Annotated in this window: 6 protein-coding genes and 1 pseudogene; all 7 read right to left on the minus strand. The window is 73.8% G+C overall.

Going from position 1 to position 19,658, the window contains the following annotated elements:
- Nucleotides 1–92: 92 nt before the first annotated feature.
- Nucleotides 93–3,092: pseudogene (locus tag ACQYWQ_RS27790) on the minus strand (type I polyketide synthase); the annotation flags it as partial.
- A 148-nt stretch (nucleotides 3,093–3,240) separates the two neighbouring features.
- Nucleotides 3,241–13,857, minus strand: coding sequence for an SDR family NAD(P)-dependent oxidoreductase (locus ACQYWQ_RS27795; RefSeq protein ID WP_431038435.1), 10,617 nt, complete (start codon nucleotides 13,855–13,857; stop codon nucleotides 3,241–3,243).
- 59 nt (nucleotides 13,858–13,916) lie between these two features.
- Nucleotides 13,917–14,780, minus strand: a complete 864-nt coding sequence (locus ACQYWQ_RS27800; RefSeq protein ID WP_431038437.1) for a 3-hydroxybutyryl-CoA dehydrogenase — start codon at nucleotides 14,778–14,780, stop codon at nucleotides 13,917–13,919.
- A complete protein-coding gene (locus ACQYWQ_RS27805; RefSeq protein WP_431038438.1) occupies nucleotides 14,777–15,799 on the minus strand; it encodes a 3-oxoacyl-ACP synthase III family protein in 1,023 nt (340 codons plus the stop codon). Before ACQYWQ_RS27805 ends, ACQYWQ_RS27800 begins: the two co-directional genes overlap by 4 nt.
- Before the next feature lie 73 nt (nucleotides 15,800–15,872).
- Nucleotides 15,873–17,189 carry a crotonyl-CoA carboxylase/reductase gene (gene ccrA / locus ACQYWQ_RS27810; protein WP_431038440.1) on the minus strand — a complete coding sequence of 439 codons (1,317 nt, stop codon included), beginning with the start codon at nucleotides 17,187–17,189 and terminating at the stop codon, nucleotides 15,873–15,875.
- 100 nt (nucleotides 17,190–17,289) lie between these two features.
- The gene (locus ACQYWQ_RS27815; RefSeq protein WP_431038441.1) at nucleotides 17,290–18,285 is read right to left on the minus strand and encodes a 3-oxoacyl-ACP synthase III family protein; all 996 of its coding nucleotides are present in this window, start codon (nucleotides 18,283–18,285) and stop codon (nucleotides 17,290–17,292) included.
- A gap of 39 nt (nucleotides 18,286–18,324) precedes the next feature.
- Nucleotides 18,325–19,644, minus strand: coding sequence for a crotonyl-CoA carboxylase/reductase (gene ccrA / locus ACQYWQ_RS27820; RefSeq protein WP_431038443.1), 1,320 nt, complete (start codon nucleotides 19,642–19,644; stop codon nucleotides 18,325–18,327).
- Nucleotides 19,645–19,658: the final 14 nt, after the last annotated feature.

The raw sequence follows: 19,658 nt of genomic DNA on the forward strand, positions 1-19,658 counted from the left end.
GCGAGCGCGTGGTCGGCGGGCTGCGGCGCGGGCGCGGCGCCCGGCTCGTCGGCCCCGGGAGCGGGGGGTGTGAACAGGGTGCTCAGGTGCCCCGCGAGCGCGGCGGGTGTCGGGTGGTCGAAGATCACCGTGGGCGGCAGGTCGAGTCCGGTGGCGCGGCTCAGCCGGTTCCGCAGTTTCACCGTGGCGAGCGAGTCGAATCCCAGGTCCTTCAGCGCCCGCCCCGCCTGCACGGACTCGGTCGTGGGGTGGGCCAGGACGGCGGCGATCTCGGTGCGGACGAGGTCCAGGAGACGGCGCCCGCGCTCCGGCTCCGGAAGGTCGCCCAGACCGGCGTACCCGGGCGTGTCCTCGGCCGGCGGGGGCGCGGGGAGGTCCTTCATCCGCCCGCCCGTGCCGGTCGTCGAGAGCCAGTAGCGCCGCCGCTGGAAGGCGTACGTGGGCAGCTCGACCCGCGGGGTGCTCCCGCCGCCCAGCAGCGCGGCCCAGTCCACCCGTACCCCCTGCACCGAGGCCTCGGCCAGGGCGCGCAGCAGCGACAGCTCCTCGGCGTGGCCACGGCGCAGCAGGGGGGCGAACACCGGAGCGGTGTCTCCTGTGCCCGGCTCCTTCAGGCAGTCCTGTCCCATGCCGGTGAGCACCGCGTCGGGACCGAGTTCGATGTGGACGGTGACTCCCTCGGCCTCCAGGAACCGCATTCCGTCGAGGAACCGGACCGGCTGCCTGACCTGCTGGGCCCAGTAGTCGGGGGAGGCCAGCTCGGCCGCGTCCAGCGGACGTCCCGTGACGTCGGAGACCACGGGGACGCGCGGCTCGCCGAAGTCGAGCGCGGCCACGACGCGCCGGAACGCGTCGAGCATGGGGGTCATGAGGGGCGAGTGGAAGGCGTGGCTGACCGCGAGCGCGCGCGTCTTGTGCCCCCGGTCGGCCAGTGTCCGTGCGATCCGCCCGACGGTCTCCCGCTCACCGGAGATCACCACGGACGCCGGGCCGTTGACCGCGGCGATCCCCGCCAGGTCCTCGTGCCCCGCGAGGACATCGGCGACCTCCTCGGCCCCGGCGCTCACCGACACCATGACACCGCCGTCGGGCAGCGCCTGCATGAGGCGCCCGCGCGCGGCGACGAGGGTGCAGGCGTCCCGCAGTCCGAGCGCTCCCGACACGTGCGTGGCCGCGATCTCGCCCACGGAGTGACCGAGCAGGTAGTCCGGGGCGAGGCCCCAGGAGCCGAGCAGCCTGAAGAGCGCGACCTCCAGGGCGAAGAGGACGGGCTGGGCGAAGGCGGTGGTGTCGAGGGCCTTCGCCGCCCCGGTCCCGGGTTCGGCGAACATGACGTCGAGCAGCGGCAGATCGAGCTGCCCGGCGAACGCCTCGCTCAACTCGTCGAGTGCTTCCCTGAAGAGGGGATACGTGTCGTACAGCTCCCTCCCCGCGCCCGGGCGTTGGCTGCCCTGTCCGGTGAAGAGGTAGGCGAGCGAGCCGTCGTGGCCCACCCGCCCGGTGAGCAGCCCGGGTGCGGGCGAGCCGTCGGCGAGTGCGCGCAGTCCGGTGAGGAGCTGTGCGCGGTCGGTGCCGAGGACGACGGCGCGGTGGTCGAGTGCGGCCCGCCCGGTGGCGAGGGCGCGGGCGATCGGGGCGGGCGCGTCCTCGGGGTGCGCGGTCAGGTGGTGGACGAGGCGGTCCGCCTGGGCCCGCAGTCCTGAAGCGCTCGCCGCCGACACGAGGAGCGGGAGCGTCGCGGGCTCCCGTACCGGGGCGGCGGGCACCCGCTCGGGGACCGCGTCGGGAACCGGGTCCTTCGCCTGCTCCAGGATGACGTGGGCGTTGGTGCCGCTGATGCCGAAGGCGGAGACGGCGGCGCGGCGCGCGCGGCCCGTGTCCGGCCACTCCCGCTGCTCGGTCAGGAGGGAGACGGCACCGGCGTCCCAGTCCACGAACGACGACGGTTCGTCCACGTGCAGGGTGCGCGGCAGCACCCCCTCGCGCAGGGCCAGCACCATCTTGATCACGCCCGCGACGCCCGCGGCGGCCTGGGTGTGGCCGAGGTTGGACTTCACGGAGCCGAGCCACAAGGGGCGGTCCGGTGCGCGGCCCTGCCCGTACGTGGCGAGGAGCGCCTGCGCCTCGATGGGATCGCCGAGGCGGGTCCCCGTCCCGTGCGCCTCCACCGCGTCCACGTCCCCCGTGCCGAGGCCCGCCGTGGCCAGGGTCTGGTGGATGAGGCGCTGTTGGGCGGGTCCGTTGGGGGCCGTCAGGCCGTTGCTCGCGCCGTCCTGGTTGAGCGCGCTGGCCCGTACCACGGCGAGGACCCGGTGCCCGTTGCGCCGCGCCTCGCTCAGCCGCTCCAGGACCAGGACACCGACGCCCTCGGACCAGCCGGTGCCGTCGGCGCCCTGGGCGAAGGACTTGCAGCGACCGTCCCTGGCGAGCCCCTGCTGACGGCTGAACTCCACGAAGGTGCCGGGCGTCGCCATCACGGTGACACCGCCCGCCAGGGCGAGGGTGCACTCGCCCTGGCGCAGCGCCGAAGCGGCGAGGTGCAGGGCGGTCAGCGACGAGGAGCAGGCCGTGTCGACGGTGACCGCGGGGCCTTCCAGGCCGAACGTGTACGCCACCCGGCCCGACAGCACGCTGGACTGACTGCCGGTCAGCCGGTAGCCCTCGACGCCTTCGGTGGTCTCGTGCAGGGGTGGACCGTAGTCGTGGTAGAAGGAGGCCGCGTAGACGCCGGTGCGGCTGCCGCGCAGTCCGGCGGGGTCGATCCCCGCCCTCTCCAGGGCCTCCCACGACGTCTCCAGGAACAGCCGCTGCTGCGGGTCCATCGCGAGTGCCTCACGCGGGCTCACGCGGAAGAACTCCGCGTCGAACTCCCCCGCGTCGTACAGGAACCCACCGTTCCGGGTGTGCGAAGTGCCCGGGCGCTCCGGGTCCTGGTCGGCGAGCCCTTCGAGGTCCCAGCCGCGGTCGTCGGGAAACGCGGAGACCGCGTCGCCGCCGGAGGTGAGCAGTTCCCACAGGTCCTCGGGTGAGCGCACCCCGCCGGGGAAGCGGCAGCTCATCCCGACGATCGCGACCGGCTCGGTGGCGGCCGCGCGCAGTGCGTGGTTCTCCTGCTTGAGCCGTGCGGCCTCCTTGAGCGCGTCACGAAGCGCCTGGACCACCGCTTCCTGGGATGTACTCGTCATCTCGTTCCTCCTGTACGTTCTCCGCGTTCGCCGCCGGACCTGGCCACGGTCGGCGTCACGTCCCCAGCCCCTCGCCCGCCAGCCGGATCAGCTCGTCGACGTCGAGACTGTCGATGAGCCGCTCGTCCGGACCCGCCTCCGGCTCCGCCACCCGCCGCGGCTCCGCTGCGCCCGCCGGGCTGTCGCTCTCCGGCGGCGGCGCCAGTTCGGCGCCGATCCGGTGCGCGAGCGCCTCGGGCGTGGGATGGTCGAACACGGACGTGGCGGGCAGCCGCAGCCCGGTCGCCCTGCCGAGCCTGTTGCGCAGCTCGACGGCTGTCAGCGAGTCGAAGCCGAGTTCCTTGAACTCCCTGGTGCTGCCGATGTCCTGCGCCGTCTCGTGGTTCAGGACCGCGGCGGCCTCGGCGCGGACGAGAGCGATCAGCGCCTTGTCCCGCTCGGCGGGCGGCAGGGCGAGCATGCGGCTGCCGAACGTGTCCGCCCCCTGCTCCGCCCCGTCCCGGTCGCCCGCGGTGCCCGACGAGGCGGCCGGGCGGCGTACCGCCGGACGTGCCAGCCCGCTCAGCAGGGCCGGTACGGACGTGGCGCCGCGCAGCGCCGCGAGGTCCAGCCGCGCGGGGACGACCACGGTACGGCCCGTGGCCAGCGCGGCGTCGAAGAGGCGCATCCCTTCCTCGCCCGTCAGCGCCGTCATACCGGACGCGCGGGCGAGACGGGCCCGGTCGGTCTCGCTCAGGGCCGCCTCCATACCGCCCTCCTCCCACAGGCCCCAGGCCAGTGAGGTGCCCGCCGCTCCCGCGGCCCTTCGGCGGTGCGCGAGCGCGTCCAGATAAGCGCTCGCGGCCGCGTAGTTGGCCTGTCCGGCGCCGCCGAAGAGACCCTGGACCGAGGAGAAGGACACGAAGGCGGCGAGCCCCGCGTCACGGGTGAGCGCGTGCAGCCGCCAGGCGGCCTCGGCCTTGGGCCGCAGCACCTTCACGAGCCGTTCGGGTGTCTGCGCGGCGAGCGTGGCGTCGTCGAGCACCCCCGCGGTGTGCACCACCGCGGTCAGGGGCCGGGACGCGGGTATACCGGCGAGCAGTTCGCGCACCGCTTCGGGGTCGGCGATGTCGCAGCGGACGAGGTGCGCCTCGGCACCCGCCGCCGCCAGTTCCGCGACCAGCGTGTCGGCCCCCGGTGCCGCGGGCCCGGAGCGGCTGGCGAGGAGCAGGTGCCGGACCCCGTGCCGGGCGGCCAGGTGCCGGGCGGTCAGGCGGCCCAGGGCCCCGGTGCCGCCGGTGATCAGCACGGTGCCCTCCGGCGTCCACGGCGCGGGCCGGTCGCCCGGGGTGGCGCGCACCAGGCGGGGCGCGGTGGCCCGTCCTTCCCGCAACGCGATCCTGGGCTCGGCCGAGGCCAGTGCGGCGGGCAGGGCGCGCCAGGAGGCCGCTGTGCCGTCGACGTCGACGAGCGTGATCCGCCCGGGGTGCTCGGACTGCGCCGAGCCCACGAGCCCCCACACCGCCGCGTGCGGCAGGTCGGCCACGTCCTCCTCGTCCACCGTGGCGACGGCACCCCGCGTGACGAGGACCAGGCGGGCCGCTTCCCTACGCGGGTCGGCGAGCCAGTCCTTGAGCAGGGCCAGGGCCTTCGTGGTGGCGCGCGCGAGCGCCTCGGGCGCCTCCTGGTCCGCGACGTCCCCGGGACCCGTACGTACCACCAGGACGCCCGCCGCGTCCCCCGGCACGGAGTCCGGGCCCGAGTGGCGGGGCCTGCCGGGACCGACGAGGTCCTCGGCGTCCTCGTCGGCGACGACCGGCCAGGGCTCGCCCGCCGGGGCTGCCGGAAGCGTGAGCGGCGTCCACTCCACGGCGAACAGCGCCTCGTTGTCGGCGTAGCCGCTCAGCTGCCGCGCGGCGACGGGTCGCCGCGTCATGGACGCGACGCGGGCCAGTGGCCGTCCGGCCGCGTCGGTGAGGTCCAGGCGGACGCCGTCAGGCCCGTCCGCGGTGACCCGCACGCGCGCCCGGGTGGCTCCCGTGGCGTACAGCCGTACGTCGCTCCACGCGAACGGCAGCCGGGTGTCGCCCGTGCCGGGCAGCGCGCCCAGCTCGATGGCGTGCAGCGCGGAGTCGAGCAGCGCGGGGTGCAGCGCGAACCGGCCGGCTCGCTCCGACTCGCCCTCGGGGAGGGCGAGTTCGGCGAACACGTCACCGTCTCGGCGCCAGGCGGCGACGAGGCCGCGGAAGGCGGGGCCGTACACGTAGCCGCTCTCGGCGAGGGTCCGGTACCAGCCGTCGAGCGGCACGGGCTCGGCACCGGGCGGTGGCCAGGTGCCCGCCATCCCCAGGCCCTCGTCCGGTTCCGTGGCGCCCTCCGGAGCGAGCAGCCCGGTCGCGTGGCGGGTCCACCCGGCCGCCGTGTCCGCGTCGGGGCGGGAGTGCACGCTCAAAGGGCGGTGCCCGGTGCTGTCGGGAGCGCCGACCGTGACCTGGAGCAGACGGCCGCCTTCGGCGGGCAGCAACACCGGGGATTCCAGGGTGAGATCGGCCAGTACCGGGCTGCCGGCGCGCTCGCCCGCCTGAAGCGCGAGTTCGACGAGCGCCGCTCCCGGCAGCAGGACGGTGCCCAGCGCCGCGTGGTCGGCGAGCCACGGCTGCTCGTCCAGGCCGATCCGCCCGCCGAGTACGAGCCCCTCGCTCTCCGCGAGGGGGACGACGGCACCCACCAGGGGGTGATCGGAGGCCGGGCCGAACCCGGCGGCGGGCGCGGGCGCGGTGCCCTCGCGGGCCCAGAAACGCTTGCGCCGGAAAGCGTAGGTGGGCAGGGTGACGCCCTCGGCGCGTCCGGCGCCGAGGGCGGGACGCCAGTCCACCGGCAGCCCGTGGGCCCACGCCTCGCCGAGCGAGGTGAGGAACCGGGCGCGGTCGCCCGCGTTGCGCCGCAGCGTGCCGATCACGGCCGCGGTGACGCCCTCGGTGTCCGCCGTCTCCTCGACGCTCATGGTGAGCACCGGATGCGCGCTCGTCTCGACGAACGTCCGGAAACCGTCGGCGAGCAGCGCCCGCACGGCCGTCAGGAAGCCGACAGGGCGGCGGCAGTTCTCGTACCAGTACTCCGCGGTCAGCTCCGGGCCCTTCAGGACCTCGCCCGTCACCGTGGAGTAGAGCGGGACGGTACCCGTCCTCGGGCGGACGAAGGACAGGAGCGCGGCGAGCCGCTCCCTCAGCGGCTCCACCTGGGGACTGTGCGAGGCGACGGTGGCGGGCACGACGCGGGCGCGTTCGCCCTCCTCGCGCAGCGTGGCGACGAACTCTTCGAGCGCCTTCGTCTCCCCGGCGACCGTGACCGTGCCCGGGCTGTTCTCGCCCGCGACGGACAGCCGGTCCGCGTACGGCAGGAGCCGGGGTTCGACCGCCGCGCGCGGCAGCGCGACGGAGGCGACCGCGCCGTGCCCGACGAGCGCGTCGGCGTACAGCCGCGAGCGCACGACGGCGACGCGGGCCGCGTCCTCCAGGCTGAGCGCGCCCGCGACGTACGCGGCGGCGACCTCGCCCTGCGAGTGCCCCACCACGGCGTCCGGCGTCACCCCGTGCGCCTGCCACAGCCCGGCCAGGGCCACGTGCACGGCGAACAGGACGGGCTGGACCACCTCGATCCTGTCCAGCGCGGGCGCCCCCTCCTCCTCGCGCAGGACGGCGGTCACCGACCACGGGACGTGCGCCTCGACCGCGGCGGCGGCCACGGCGAGCTGCCGGGCGAACTCCGGTTCCTCGTCGAGCAGCCGTGCCGCCATCCCTGCCCACTGGGAGCCCTGCCCCGGGAAGACGAACACCGTGCGTCCCCCGGCCTCGGCCGTCCCCCGTACGGCGGTGGCGGCGGCCTCGTCGCGGGCCAGGGCGTCGAGGGCCGTGCGGAAGCCGGCGATGTCCTCGGCGACCACGACGGCCCGGTGCCGGAAGGCCGTGCGGGTGGTGGCGAGCGCGGCGGCGACGTCGGCGGGCGACGACGGGGCGCCGGCCACGTGGGAGCCGAGCCGCCCGGCCTGCGCGCGCAGCGCCTCGGGATGCTGCGCGGACAGCACCCAGGGGTAGGGGCCCGCCGCGGGCTCCTCGCGCTCCTCGCGTGCCTGCGCGGGCACCTGCTCCAGGATGACGTGCGCGTTGGTGCCGCTGATGCCGAACGAGGAGACTCCGGCCCGGCGGGGCCGGCCGGTGTCCGGCCAGGCCCGCTGCCGGGTCAGGAGCGAGACGGCCCCGGAATCCCAGTCGATGCGCGGGGACGGTTCCTCTGCGTGCAGGGTCTGCGGCAGTACGCCGTGACGCATCGCCTGCACCATCTTGATCACCCCGGCGACACCGGCCGCTGCCTGGGTGTGGCCGAGGTTGGACTTCACGGAGCCGAGCCACAGGGGGGTCTCGGCCGAGTGCGCGCGACCGTACGTGGCGAGCAGGGCGTGGGCCTCGACGGGGTCGCCGAGCCGGGTGCCCGTGCCGTGCGCCTCCACCGCGTCGACCTCGGCCGCGGTGAGCCGCGCGTTGCTCAGGGCGCGGCGGATGACGCGCTGCTGCGCGGGACCGCTGGGTGCGGTCAGGCCGTTGCTCGCGCCGTCCTGGTTGGTGGCCGAGCCCTTGACGAGGGCGAGGACGGGGTGCCCGTTGCGCCGCGCGTCGGACAGCCGCTCAAGGAGCAGCATCCCCGCGCCCTCCGCCCAGCCGGTGCCGTCGGCCGACGCCGAGAAGGCCTTGCACCTGCCGTCGGGGGACAGGGCACGCTGGCGGGTGAGTTCGACGAAGACCCCCTGCGTGGCCATGACCGTGACCCCACCGGCGAGCGCCAGCGTGGACTCGCCCTGCCGCAGCGACTGGCAGGCCAGGTGCAGAGCCACCAGCGAGGCGGAGCAGGCGGTGTCGACGGTGACGGCCGGTCCTTCGAGGCCCAGGGTGTAGGCGACACGCCCGGAGACGACACTGGGCGTACTGCCCGTCATCAGGTAGCCCTCGGTGTCAGGGGTCCCCTCGGCCAGGCGCGGCCCGTAGTCCTGGAAGGTGGTCCCGACGAACACGCCGGTCGGGGTGCCGGTGAGGCCGCGCGGATCGAGGCCGCCGCGCTCCAGGGCCTCCCAGGCGATCTCCAGGACCAGGCGCTGCTGCGGGTCCATCGCGGTCGCCTCGCGGGGCGAGATCCCGAAGAACGCCTCGTCGAACTCGGCGGCGCCGGCCAGGAAGCCGCCCTCGCGCACGTAGTGCTTCCCCGGCGTCGTGCCCTCGGGGTCGTAGGTGCCCTTGAGGTCCCAGCCGCGATCGGTGGGGAAGGGCCCCACCACGTCGCGCCCCTCGCTGACGACCTGCCACAGGTCCTCGGGCGAAGCGATGCCGCCGGGGTAGCGGCAGCTCATCGCGACGACGGCGATGGGGTCGTCCTCGGTGCGGTGGGCGACTGGGTCCCGGGGCGGCTCCGCGAGCGGCTCCCCGGCCGCGCCGAGGACTTCCGCGCGCAGCAGGGCGGTCACGGACGCGGCCGTGGGGTGGTCGAAGACGAGTGTGGAGGGCAGGGCGAGGCCGGTCGCCGCGGCGAGGCGGTCGCGGAACTCGACGCCCATCAGCGAGTCGAAGCCGAGGTCCTTGAAGCTCCTGTCGCCGTCGATGTCGTCGGCGTCGGAGAGTTCCAGCACGGCCCGGGCATGGGCGCGCACCACGTCCTTGATCATCTCCTCGCGCTCGCTCTCGGGCCGGGCGCGCACCCGCGCCGCGAACCCCTCGGGGGCCGGGCCCCCGTCGGCGGGCACGGCGGCCGCAGGGCGCGTCCGCCGTTCGGCCGGGGGAGGCAGCTCGTGGACGAGCGCGCTGAGCAGCGCGGGTGGTGTCGACCGGGCCGGGGCCCGGTCGATGTGCGCGTACCGCAGGGCCGCGAGCCCCGTGGACCGCGCGCCGTCCAGCCACGCGGGCACGGCACGCACCACGTCGTCCGCGCCCTGAGCCCGGCCGTCGGCGAAGGCCGCCGCCGGGAGCGCGAGGGCCAGCGCGGGCAGCCCATCGGCGTGCCTGGCCAGGGCCAGCCCGCTGAGGTGGGCGCCGAGCGCGGCACGGTCGGCGGGCCCGTCCAGGTCTCCCGGGTGCGAGGAGAGCAGCACGAAATCGGAGAGCCGGTGACCGGCGGTGAGTTCGTGCAGGTGCGTGGCGGCGGCCATGAGCCGGTCCACCGGCACGTCCTGCGGCTCCCAGGCGTGCACGACCGCCGTGAGCGGGTGCTCGCCCGGCTGCCCGGCCACCACCGCGGCCAGGTCCTCGCGTACGGAGGGATCGCCGCCGACGGCGACGGCCCGCACCCCGTGCGCGCTCAGCTCGGCCACCAGCGCCGCCGCGGCGGGGTCGCTGTCCGCGCCCGGGCCGACGAGCAGGAGGCGGCGTACCGCGCGTCCGGTGGCGAGCGCGCGGGCCACCTCCGCGCCCGGTCCCCGGGTGCCGCCGGTGATCAGGACCGTGCCGCCGCACTCCCAGGCCGCGGCGCCAGGCGCGCCCTCGGCCACGGAGGCCAGCCGGGGCACCCGTACCCGCCCTTCGCGCAGCGCGAGTTCGGGTTCGTCGTGGTCGGCGACGGCCGCCAGGAGGGAGGCCGCGTCGTGCCCGGGGCCGATGTCGAGCAGGGTCAGCCGACCGGGGTGCGCCGACTGGAGGGCGCGGGCGGCCCCCCACGCGGCTGCCCGCGCGAGGAGCGGCGGGGCGTCGGCCGCGTCCGTGCTCACGGCCCGCTCCCCGACCAGTACCAGCCGGGAGCGAGCGGACAGCGGCGCGGCGAACCAGGCGCCGAGCGACGCGGTCGTCGCGCGTACGGCCTCGTCGGCCCTGCGGTGTTCGTCCTCGGGAGGAGAGAGGACGAACACCACTTCGGGAGCCGGTCCTCCGGCGTCGAGCAGCGCCGCGAGCCCGGTGTGGGTGCGTACCTCTCCCGCGCCGGAGGCGAGCGCGTCGGCGAGGCCCCACCGGTCGGTGCCGACGACGGCGGCGTGCGCCCCGGACGCGGGCTCCTCGCCCTGCGCGTCCGTGACCGCGGGCCCCGGGGCCTCCTGCCACCGCACCTGGTACAGCTCGCTGCCCGCCGCGGCGCTCGGCGCCACGTCCCGCGCGGCGTACGAGCGGTGGCGCACCGACGCGGCGGTCAGCACCACGTGGCCCGAGGGATCGGACGCCGACAGGGCCCACGCGCCGTCGGGGCGGGGCGTCAGCCGGACACGCAGCCGGGCCGCCCCGGTCGCGTGGAGCACGACACCGTCCCAGGCGCCGGGCATCGCGAGGTCATCCTGGCCGGTGCCCGCCGGTTCCTGGGAGCGCCGCGAAGCTTCTCCCGGATGCCCCTGGGCCGCATCGGAGCGCGGCCGGGCCGCATCGGAGCGGTCGGGGGCGACGAGGCTCAGCGCCGCCTCCAGCAGGACGGGGTGAACGGCGAACCGTTCCGCCCCCGACCCGGCCGCCTCGGGCACGTCCACCTCGGCGAACAGTTCGCCGTCACGCCGCCACGCCGCGCTCAGGCCGGCGAGAGAAGGCGCGTCACCGGCGCCGGGGAGCGCGTCGCCCACGGGCGGATCAAGGCGTACCGCGTCCCTCGGCGGCCACTCGCCGCTGTCGCCGGGCCGTGCCCGTGGAGCCGGCGCGAGAGTGCCGCCGGCGTGCCGTACCCAGCCTGCCCCCGTGCGCTCGGGCCGCACGTGGACACCGAAGGGACGCGCTCCCGCGCCGTCCGGCGTGCCGACGACCACCTGAAGCTGGAGCGCCCCTTCGGCGGGAAGGACGAGAGGGCGGTCGATCCGCAGCTCGGTGACCTGCCCGGCGGCGCTCTCCGCGCCTGCCCGCAGGGCGAGTTCGAGGAAGGTCGTCGCGGGGACGACCCCTCGGCCGTGCGGCCGCTGCCCGGCGAGCCACGGCTGTTCCGTGCCCGACAAGCGCCCCGTGAGCACGAATTCCCCCGCGTCCGCCCGCGCCACGACCGCGCCCAGCAGCGGATGATCGACGGAGCCGAGCCCGGCCGCGCTCAGGTCACGCGCGGGAGCCGGAGCGGCCAGCCAGTGCCGGTCGCGCTGGAAGGCGTACGCGGGCAGCGGAACCCTGCGGGGCCCCGCGGCGCCGGTGCTGCCGACCCGCCGCCAGTCGATCGGGACGCCACGGGTGTGCAGGGCGCCCAGCGCGCCGGTGAGGGCTCGGGGCTCCGCCTTGCCCGCGCGCGCGGCGGGGACGAGGACCGCGTCCCCGGCGGTGACGCAGTCCCTGCCCATGCTCGCGAGTACGGCGTCGGGGCCGACTTCGAGGAAGGTGCGCACCCCCGCCGCTTCCAGCGCGCGCATGCCCGCCAGGAACCGCACCCCTTCGCGGGCGTGGCGGACCCAGTAGTCGGGGTGTGCCATCTCGGCGCCGTCAGCGACTCTGCCCAGCACATTCGAGACGACAGGGATGTGCGGAGCGCGGTAGGTGATGCCTGCGGCCACCTCGCGGAACCGCGCGAGCATCGGTTCCATGTGGGGCGAGTGGAAGGCGTGGCTGACCCGCAGCCGCTTGGTCCTGCGGCCCCTGGCCCGCCAGCTCTCGGCGAGCGCCACGACCGCGTCCTCGTCGCCCGACAGGACGAGCGACGACGGCCCGTTGACGGCGGCGATCTCCACCCGCCCCGCGAACGGGCCGAGTTCGGCGGCGACCTCCTCCTCCGCCGCCTGCACGGAGACCATCGCGCCGCCGGGGGGCAGGTCCTGCATGAGCGTGCCCCGGGCCGCCACCAGCGCGGCCGCGTCGGCGAGCGAGAGCATCCCCGAGACGTGGGCGGCGGCGAGTTCCCCCACCGAGTGCCCGAGCAGGAAGCCGGGGGCGAGGTCCCAGGACTCCAGGAGCCGGAAGAGCGCGGTCTCGTAGGCGAACAGCGCCGGCTGGGTGTTCCCCGTCAGGTCGAGCGCCCGCGGGTCAGCGACACTGCCGGGGTCGAGCACGAGGTCGCGCACCGAGCCCGCCAGGTGGCGGTCGAGTTCCGTGCAGGCGGCGTCGAAGGCTTCGGCGAAGACGGGGAAGTTCCGGTGCAGGGCACGGCCCATGCCCGGGTACTGACTGCCCTGACCCGTGAAGAGGAACGCGAGCCCGCCCGCGGCGCCCGGCCGCGAGTCCGCCGAGGCGGCCTGCCGGGCGAGCGCGTCGACGAGTCCGTCGCGGTCGCGCGCGCTCAGTGCCGCCCGGTGCGCGAAATGGGTACGCCCGACCGCGAGCGTGTGCGCGAGGTCGTCGAGGTCGGTCCCGGGATGCGCTTCGATGTGCTGCCGCAGCCGCGCGGCCTGGTCCCGCAGCGCGCCCGCGCTCCGTCCCGAGAGCAGTACGGGCAGGGGTACGGGGTCGGGGCGGGTGCCCGCGTCCTTCCTGGGGCCCTCGCTGAGCACCACGTGGCAGTTGGTGCCGCCCATGCCGAAGGAGCTGACCCCGGCGGTCAGGGGCCGTTCACCGGGCGCCGCGAGCGGCAGCAGCGTGTCGTTGACCCGGAGCCGGAGCGTGTCCAGCGCGATGGCCGGGTTCGGTGCGGTGAAGTGCAGGCTCGGCGCGAGCGTCCGCTCGCGCAGGCACAGGATCGCCTTGAGGAGGCCGGCGATCCCGGCCGCGCCTTCGAGGTGGCCGATGTTGGTCTTGACCGAGCCGACGAGCAGCGGGCTCCCCGGGTCACGGCCGTGGCCGAGCACCGCGCCGAGCGCGGCGGCCTCGATGGGGTCACCGACCGGCGTACCTGTGCCGTGGAGTTCCACGAAGTCGACATCGGCGGGCGTGACGCCCGCCTCCCGGCAGGCTCGCCGCAGGACGTCCTCCTGCGCGAGGCCGCGGGGCGCGGTGAGGGTGTCCCCGCCGCCGTCGTTGTTGACCGCGCTGCCCCGGATCACCGCGTGCACGGTGTCGTTGTCGGCGAGCGCCTGGTCGAGCGGCTTGAGTACGACGAACCCACCGCCCTCGCCGCGGACATAGCCGTTGGCCCCGGCGTCGAAGGTGCGGGCCAGGCCGTCCGGCGAGAGCGCGCCGAAGCGTTCGGCGACGGTGAAGCCGTCCGCGGTCAGGTTCAGGCTCACCCCGCCCGCAAGCGCCACGTGGGACTCACCGCGGCGCAGGCTCTCGCAGGCGAGGTGGACGGCGACGAGGGCGGAGGACTGCCCCGAGTCCACCACGATGCTCGGGCCGCGCAGCTTGAGGAAGTAGGAGAGGCGGTTGGCGATGATCCCCCGGCTGAGCCCCGTGATGGAGGTGTGGGTGACCGCCTCCTCGCCCGCCGCGTGCGCGAGCTTGGCGTAGTCGTCCCAGATCGCCCCGACGAACACGCCCGCGTCCGACTCGCTCAGCGCACCGGGCACGATTCCCGCGTACTCCAGGGCCTCCCAGGCGAGTTCCAGAGCCAGGCGCTGCTGCGGGTCGATCCCCGCGGCCTCCCGGGGCGAGATCCCGAAGAAGGCGGGGTCGAACTCGTCCACCCGGTCCAGGAACCCGCCCCGCAGTTCGCGCCCCGCGCCCGAGAACTCCGGGCGGCCGGCAGGTGGCGCGCCGACCGCGTCCGTTCCGCTCGTCAGCAGCCGCAGGAAGGCATCCGGGTCCGGTGCCCCCGGCAGGCGGCAGGCGAGGCCCACCACGGCGATGGGCTTTCCCCGCGCCGCCCCCGCGACCGCGTCGACGCCGGCTTCGATGCTCATGTCTTCCTCTCCGGTCCGTTCATGCCAGGGGATTTCTTGCCAGGGGTCTCTTGCCGGGGTCAGCCGTAGGTGTGGAAGCCGCGCCCGGACTTGCGCCCCAGGAATCCGCCCTCGACCATCCGGACGAGGAGCGGCGGCGGCGCGTACAGCGGCTCCTTGAACTCCTCGTAGAGCGCGTCGCCCACCGAGGCCACGACGTCGAGGCCGATCAGGTCGGCGAGTTGCAAGGGCCCCATCGGGTGCGAGCAGCCGAGGATCATGGCCCGGTCGATCACCTCGGCCGTGGCGAAGCCGCTCTCCAGCATCCGCACCGCCGCGAGCAGGTAGGGGACGAGCAGGGCGTTGACCACGAAACCGGTGCGGTCGTGCGAGCGCACCGGCACCTTGCCGAGCGTTCCCGTCACGAACTCCTCGGCCCGGTCGGTCACGTCGTCGGCGGTGTGCAGCGAGGTGATCAGCTCGACGAGGGGCAGCACAGGGGCAGGGCTGAAGAAGTGGATGCCCATGACGTGCTCGGGGCGGTCGGTGGCCCGCGCGAGCCGCATGATCGGCAGCGAGGAGGTGTTGGTCGCGAGGATCGCCTCCGGGTCCTCGACGATCTTGCTGAGCGCGGCGAACACGTCCGCCTTCGTCGCCTCGTCCTCCTTGACCGACTCGATGACGAGCTGCCGGTCGCCGAGGTCCACGAGATCGGTCGTGAACGCGATCCGCCCCAGCGCCTCGTCGCGCTCCCGCTCGGTGACCTTGCCCTTGCGCACCGCCCGGTCCAGTGAGCCCACGACGCGCCTGCGGCCCGTTTCGAGCGAGGCCGGACGGGAGACGGCGACCCGGACATCGAGTCCGGCCTTCGCGCACACCTCGGCGATGCCGGTGCCCATGAGGCCGCTGCCGACGACGCCCACGCGTGTGATGGCGGCGGTCATGCCGTCACCGCCCAGCGCAGCAGCCCGGCCCCGATGGCCATCCCGCCACCGAAACCGCCGAGCAGGACGACATCGCCGGGGGCGAGGTGCCCCGCCCTGTGGGCATCGTCGAGGGTGAGGGCCACCGAGGCGCTGCCGACGTTGCCGTACGTGTCGAGCGTGCGATGGGTCCGTGCTCCGCCGAGTCCGCAGGCGTCGACGATCTCCTGGAGCATGACGCCGTTGGGCTGGTGCGGGACGAAGTGGTGCACGGCGGAGAGCGGGACGCCGGTGCGTCCGGCGAGCTTCTCCAGGGCGGGCGGCAGGTTCTCCAGGACGAAATCGCGTACGCCACGCCCCTCCATCTTCACGAAGTGGCCGCCCTCGGCGACGGTCCGCGCGGACGGCGGGACCCGGCTGCCACCCGCGTCGATACGGATCAGGCCGTGGGCGTCGCCGCGCCCGGCGAGTTCGAAGTCGACGAAGCCGTAGCCGTCGTCGGTCGGCCCCACCACGGCCGCGCCCGCCCCGTCCGCCATGAGCACGGCGGTGCGCCGGTCGGTGACGTCGATGAAGCGGCTGTAGACCTCGGCCGCGATGACGAGGGCGTGGCTGCCCGGTTTCTGTGCGACGAGGCTGCGGGCGACGGCGAGGGCGTAGACGAATCCGCTGCACACCACGTTGAGGTCCATGCAGGCGGCTTCGTAGGCGCCGAGCTGGTGTTGGACGAGGTGGGCGGTGGGGGGTTGGGGGTGGTCGGGTGTGGAGGTGGACACGAGGAGGAAGTCGATGTCCTCGGGGCGGAGTCCGGCGTGTTGGAGTGCGTCGGCCCCGGCGTGTGCGGCGAGGTCGGACGTGGCTTCGTCGGGTGCGGCGTAGCGGCGGCTGCGTATGCGGGTCTTGCGCTCGATCCATTCGGGTGTCATCCACGGGTCGGCGGCCCGTACCCGCTCGGCGACCTCCTCGTTGCTCACCTCCTGCTTCGGTACGTACGAACCCGTGCCCAGGATTCCGATGGACGTGCTCGCTGTGGTCGCCACAGATCAGCCTTTCGCTGGGGATTTTCCCGAAGAAGACGGCCCGGGCCGCACAGCCCGGACGTGAGGGACGGATTCAGGGCTGCCGCAGGGGATTGAGACGCTTTTCGCCGATGCGTTCGCGCGTTTCCGGGTCGGTGACTCCGAGGCCCTCTTTCGGTGCCATGCACAGGACGCCGACCTTTCCGGTGTGCCGGTTCTGCTGGACGAGGCGCGCGGCGTCGCCCACTTCGGCCAGGGGATACACCGAGGAAAGGGCCGGGACGAGTTTCCCGAGTGCGAAGAGCCGATTGCACTCGGTCTTCTCCTGGAGATTCGCCACGTGACTGCCGATGATGCGTTTGAGGTTCATCCACAGGTAGCGGTTGTCGAACTCGTGCTGGTATCCGGTGCTTGATCCGCAGGTGACGACGGTGCCGCCGCGTCGTACGACGAAGACGGAAATGCCGAAGGTGGCTCGTCCGATGTAGTCGAATGCGACGTGGGGGTCCTCGCCGACTTCGCGGCGGATGACGCGGCCGAGGCGTTTGCCCGCTTCGACGGCGGTGGTGGCGTCGCCGAGTCCGATTTCGGAGCGGTCGATGACGACGTCGCAGCCGAGTTCTCTGACGAGGGCGGCCTTCTCGGGTGAGCTGACGACGCCGACGGCGATGCCGCCCGCGTTGCGGACGAGTTGTACGGCGAAGGCCCCGAGTCCGCCTGCCGCGCCCCAGATGAGCACGACGTCGCCCTGCTTGATCCTGGCCCCGTGCTCGCCCACCAGCATCCGGTACGACGTACCGGCGCACAGCGTGATGGAGGCGGCTTCCTCCCAGGTCAGATGTGCGGGCTTGGGAAGCAGCTGGGTCGCCCGGACCACCGCGTAGTGCGCCAGGCCACCGAAGTTCGTCTCGAACCCCCAGGCCAGCTGGCTGGTGCTCATCATGCCGTCCGCGTGGGTGGCGGGGTCCTCGGGATCGACGTACGCGCCACTCATGACGACGTGGTCCCCGGCCTTCCAGCGGCGTACTCCCGTGCCGGTCCGGACGACGACCCCGGCAGCGTCGGAGCCGACGACGTGGTAGGGCTGGTCGTGGCGTTTGTCGAATCCGCCTTTGCGTCCGAGGCGTGCGAGGAATTCGAAGGTGGGGAGTGGTTCGAACATCGCCGACCACACCGTGTTGTAGTTGATGGAGCTGGCCATCACGGCGACGAGAACCTCGTCCGGGGCCAGCTCGGGCATGGCCACCGGGCCGACCCGCAGGGAACGGCGGACGTCCTTGTCCGTTTCCCCGGCGAACATTTCCACATCGGTCACCCGCAAATGCGCCGCTTCGTACTCCGATGGCACCGGAGCACTCAACAGCTCATCCGCCGAAGCACCGGAAAGAACCGCTTCGGACAACGAATCCACGATGATCCCTCTTCGCACAGTCGAAGTTGATGAAAAAACCCTAGGGGCCGCTTCTGGAGGGACCAACCCTTAATGCCCCCTATTCGACCGCGCGGCACCCCTACCAGCGCAGCAGTCCGGCGCCGATCGCCATTCCCCCGCCGAATGCGGCGAGCAGGACGAGATCACCGGCGGCGAGGTGCCCGGCGCGGTGGGCGTCGTCGAGGGTCACGGCGACCGAGGCGCTGCCGACATTCGCGTAGTCGGGCAGCGTCAGATGGGTCCGTGCTCCGCCGAGTCCGCAGGCGTCGACGATCTCCTGGAGCATGACGCCGTTGGGCTGGTGCGGCACGAAGTGGTGCACGGCGGAGAGCGGGACGCCGGTGCGTCCGGCGAGCTGCTCCAGGGCGGGCGGCAGGTTCTCCATGACGAAGTCGCGCACCTCGCGGCCCTCCATCCGGAACAGGTGGCCGCCCTCGGCGACGGTCCGCGCGGACGGCGGCGTCCGGCTGCCGCCCGCGTCGACGCGGACCAGCCGGTGGGCCGCGCCGCGTCCGGCCAGTGCGAAGTCGAGGAAACCCGAGCCCCGCGCGACGCCACCGACCACGGCGGCACCTGCTCCGTCCCCGAACAGCACGGCGGTGCGCCGGTCGGTGAAGTCCAGGATGCGGCTGTACACGTCGGCCGCGATGACGAGGGCGTGGCTGCCTGGTTTCTGTGCGACGAGGCTGCGGGCGACGGCGAGGGCGTAGACGAATCCGCTGCACACCACGTTGAGGTCCATGCAGGCGGCTTCGTAGGCGCCGAGCTGGTGTTGGACGAGGTGGGCGGTGGGGGGTTGGGGGTGGTCGGGTGTGGAGGTGGACACGAGGAGGAAGTCGATGTCCTCGGGGCGGAGTCCGGCGTGTTGGAGTGCGTCGGCCCCGGCGTGTGCGGCGAGGTCGGATGTCGCTTCGTCGGGTGCGGCGTAGCGGCGGCTGCGTATGCGGGTCTTGCGCTCGATCCATTCGGGTGTCATCCACGGGTCGGCGGCCCGTACCCGCTCGGCGACCTCCTCGTTGCTCACCTCCTGCTTCGGTACGTACGAACCCGTGCCCAGGATTCCGATCGACTGCATGACGTACCCACCCGTCGGTGAAGAGAACGAATGCCGGGGTCAGAGGACCGGACGCAGGGGATTGAGGTGCCTCTCGCCGATGCGTTCGCGCGTTTCCGGGTCGGTGACTCCGAGGCCCTCTTTCGGTGCCATGCACAGGACGCCGACCTTTCCGGTGTGCCGGTTCTGCTGGACGAGGCGCGCGGCGTCGCCCACTTCGGCCAGGGGATACACCGAGGAAAGGGCCGGGACGAGTTTCCCGAGTGCGAAGAGCCGATTGCACTCGGTCTTCTCCTGGAGATTCGCCACGTGACTGCCGATGATGCGTTTGAGGTTCATCCACAGGTAGCGGTTGTCGAACTCGTGCTGGTATCCGGTGCTTGATCCGCAGGTGACGACGGTGCCGCCGCGTCGTACGACGAAGACGGAAATGCCGAAGGTGGCTCGTCCGATGTAGTCGAATGCGACGTGGGGGTCCTCGCCGACTTCGCGGCGGATGACGCGGCCGAGGCGTTTGCCCGCTTCGACGGCGGTGGTGGCGTCGCCGAGTCCGATTTCGGAGCGGTCGATGACGACGTCGCAGCCGAGTTCTCTGACGAGGGCGGCCTTCTCGGGTGAGCTGACGACGCCGACGGCGATGCCGCCCGCGTTGCGGACGAGTTGTACGGCGAAGGCCCCGAGTCCGCCTGCCGCGCCCCAGATGAGCACGACGTCGCCCTGCTTGATCCTGGCCCCGTGCTCGCCCACCAGCATCCGGTACGACGTACCGGCGCACAGCGTGATGGAGGCGGCTTCCTCCCAGGTCAGATGTGCGGGCTTGGGAAGCAGCTGGGTCGCCCGGACCACCGCGTAGTGCGCCAGGCCACCGAAGTTCGTCTCGAACCCCCAGGCCAGCTGGCTGGTGCTCATCATGCCGTCCGCGTGGGTGGCGGGGTCCTCGGGATCGACGTACGCGCCACTCATGACGACGTGGTCCCCGGCCTTCCAGCGGCGTACTCCCGTGCCGGTCCGGACGACGACCCCGGCAGCGTCGGAGCCGACGACGTGGTAGGGCTGGTCGTGGCGTTTGTCGAATCCGCCTTTGCGTCCGAGGCGTGCGAGGAATTCGAAGGTGGGGAGTGGTTCGAACATCGCCGACCACACCGTGTTGTAGTTGATGGAGCTGGCCATCACGGCGACGAGAACCTCGTCCGGGGCCAGCTCGGGCATGGCCACCGGGCCGACCCGCAGGGAACGGCGGACGTCCTTGTCCGTTTCCCCGGCGAACATTTCCACATCGGTCACCCGCAAATGCGCCGCTTCGTACTCCGATGGCACCGGAGCACTCAACAGCTCATCCGCCGAAGCACCGGAAAGAACCGCTTCGGACAACGAATCCACGATGATCCCTCTTC

It is taken from the genome of Streptomyces sp. P6-2-1 (assembly GCF_050613165.1).
Lineage (GTDB): Bacteria > Actinomycetota > Actinomycetes > Streptomycetales > Streptomycetaceae > Streptomyces.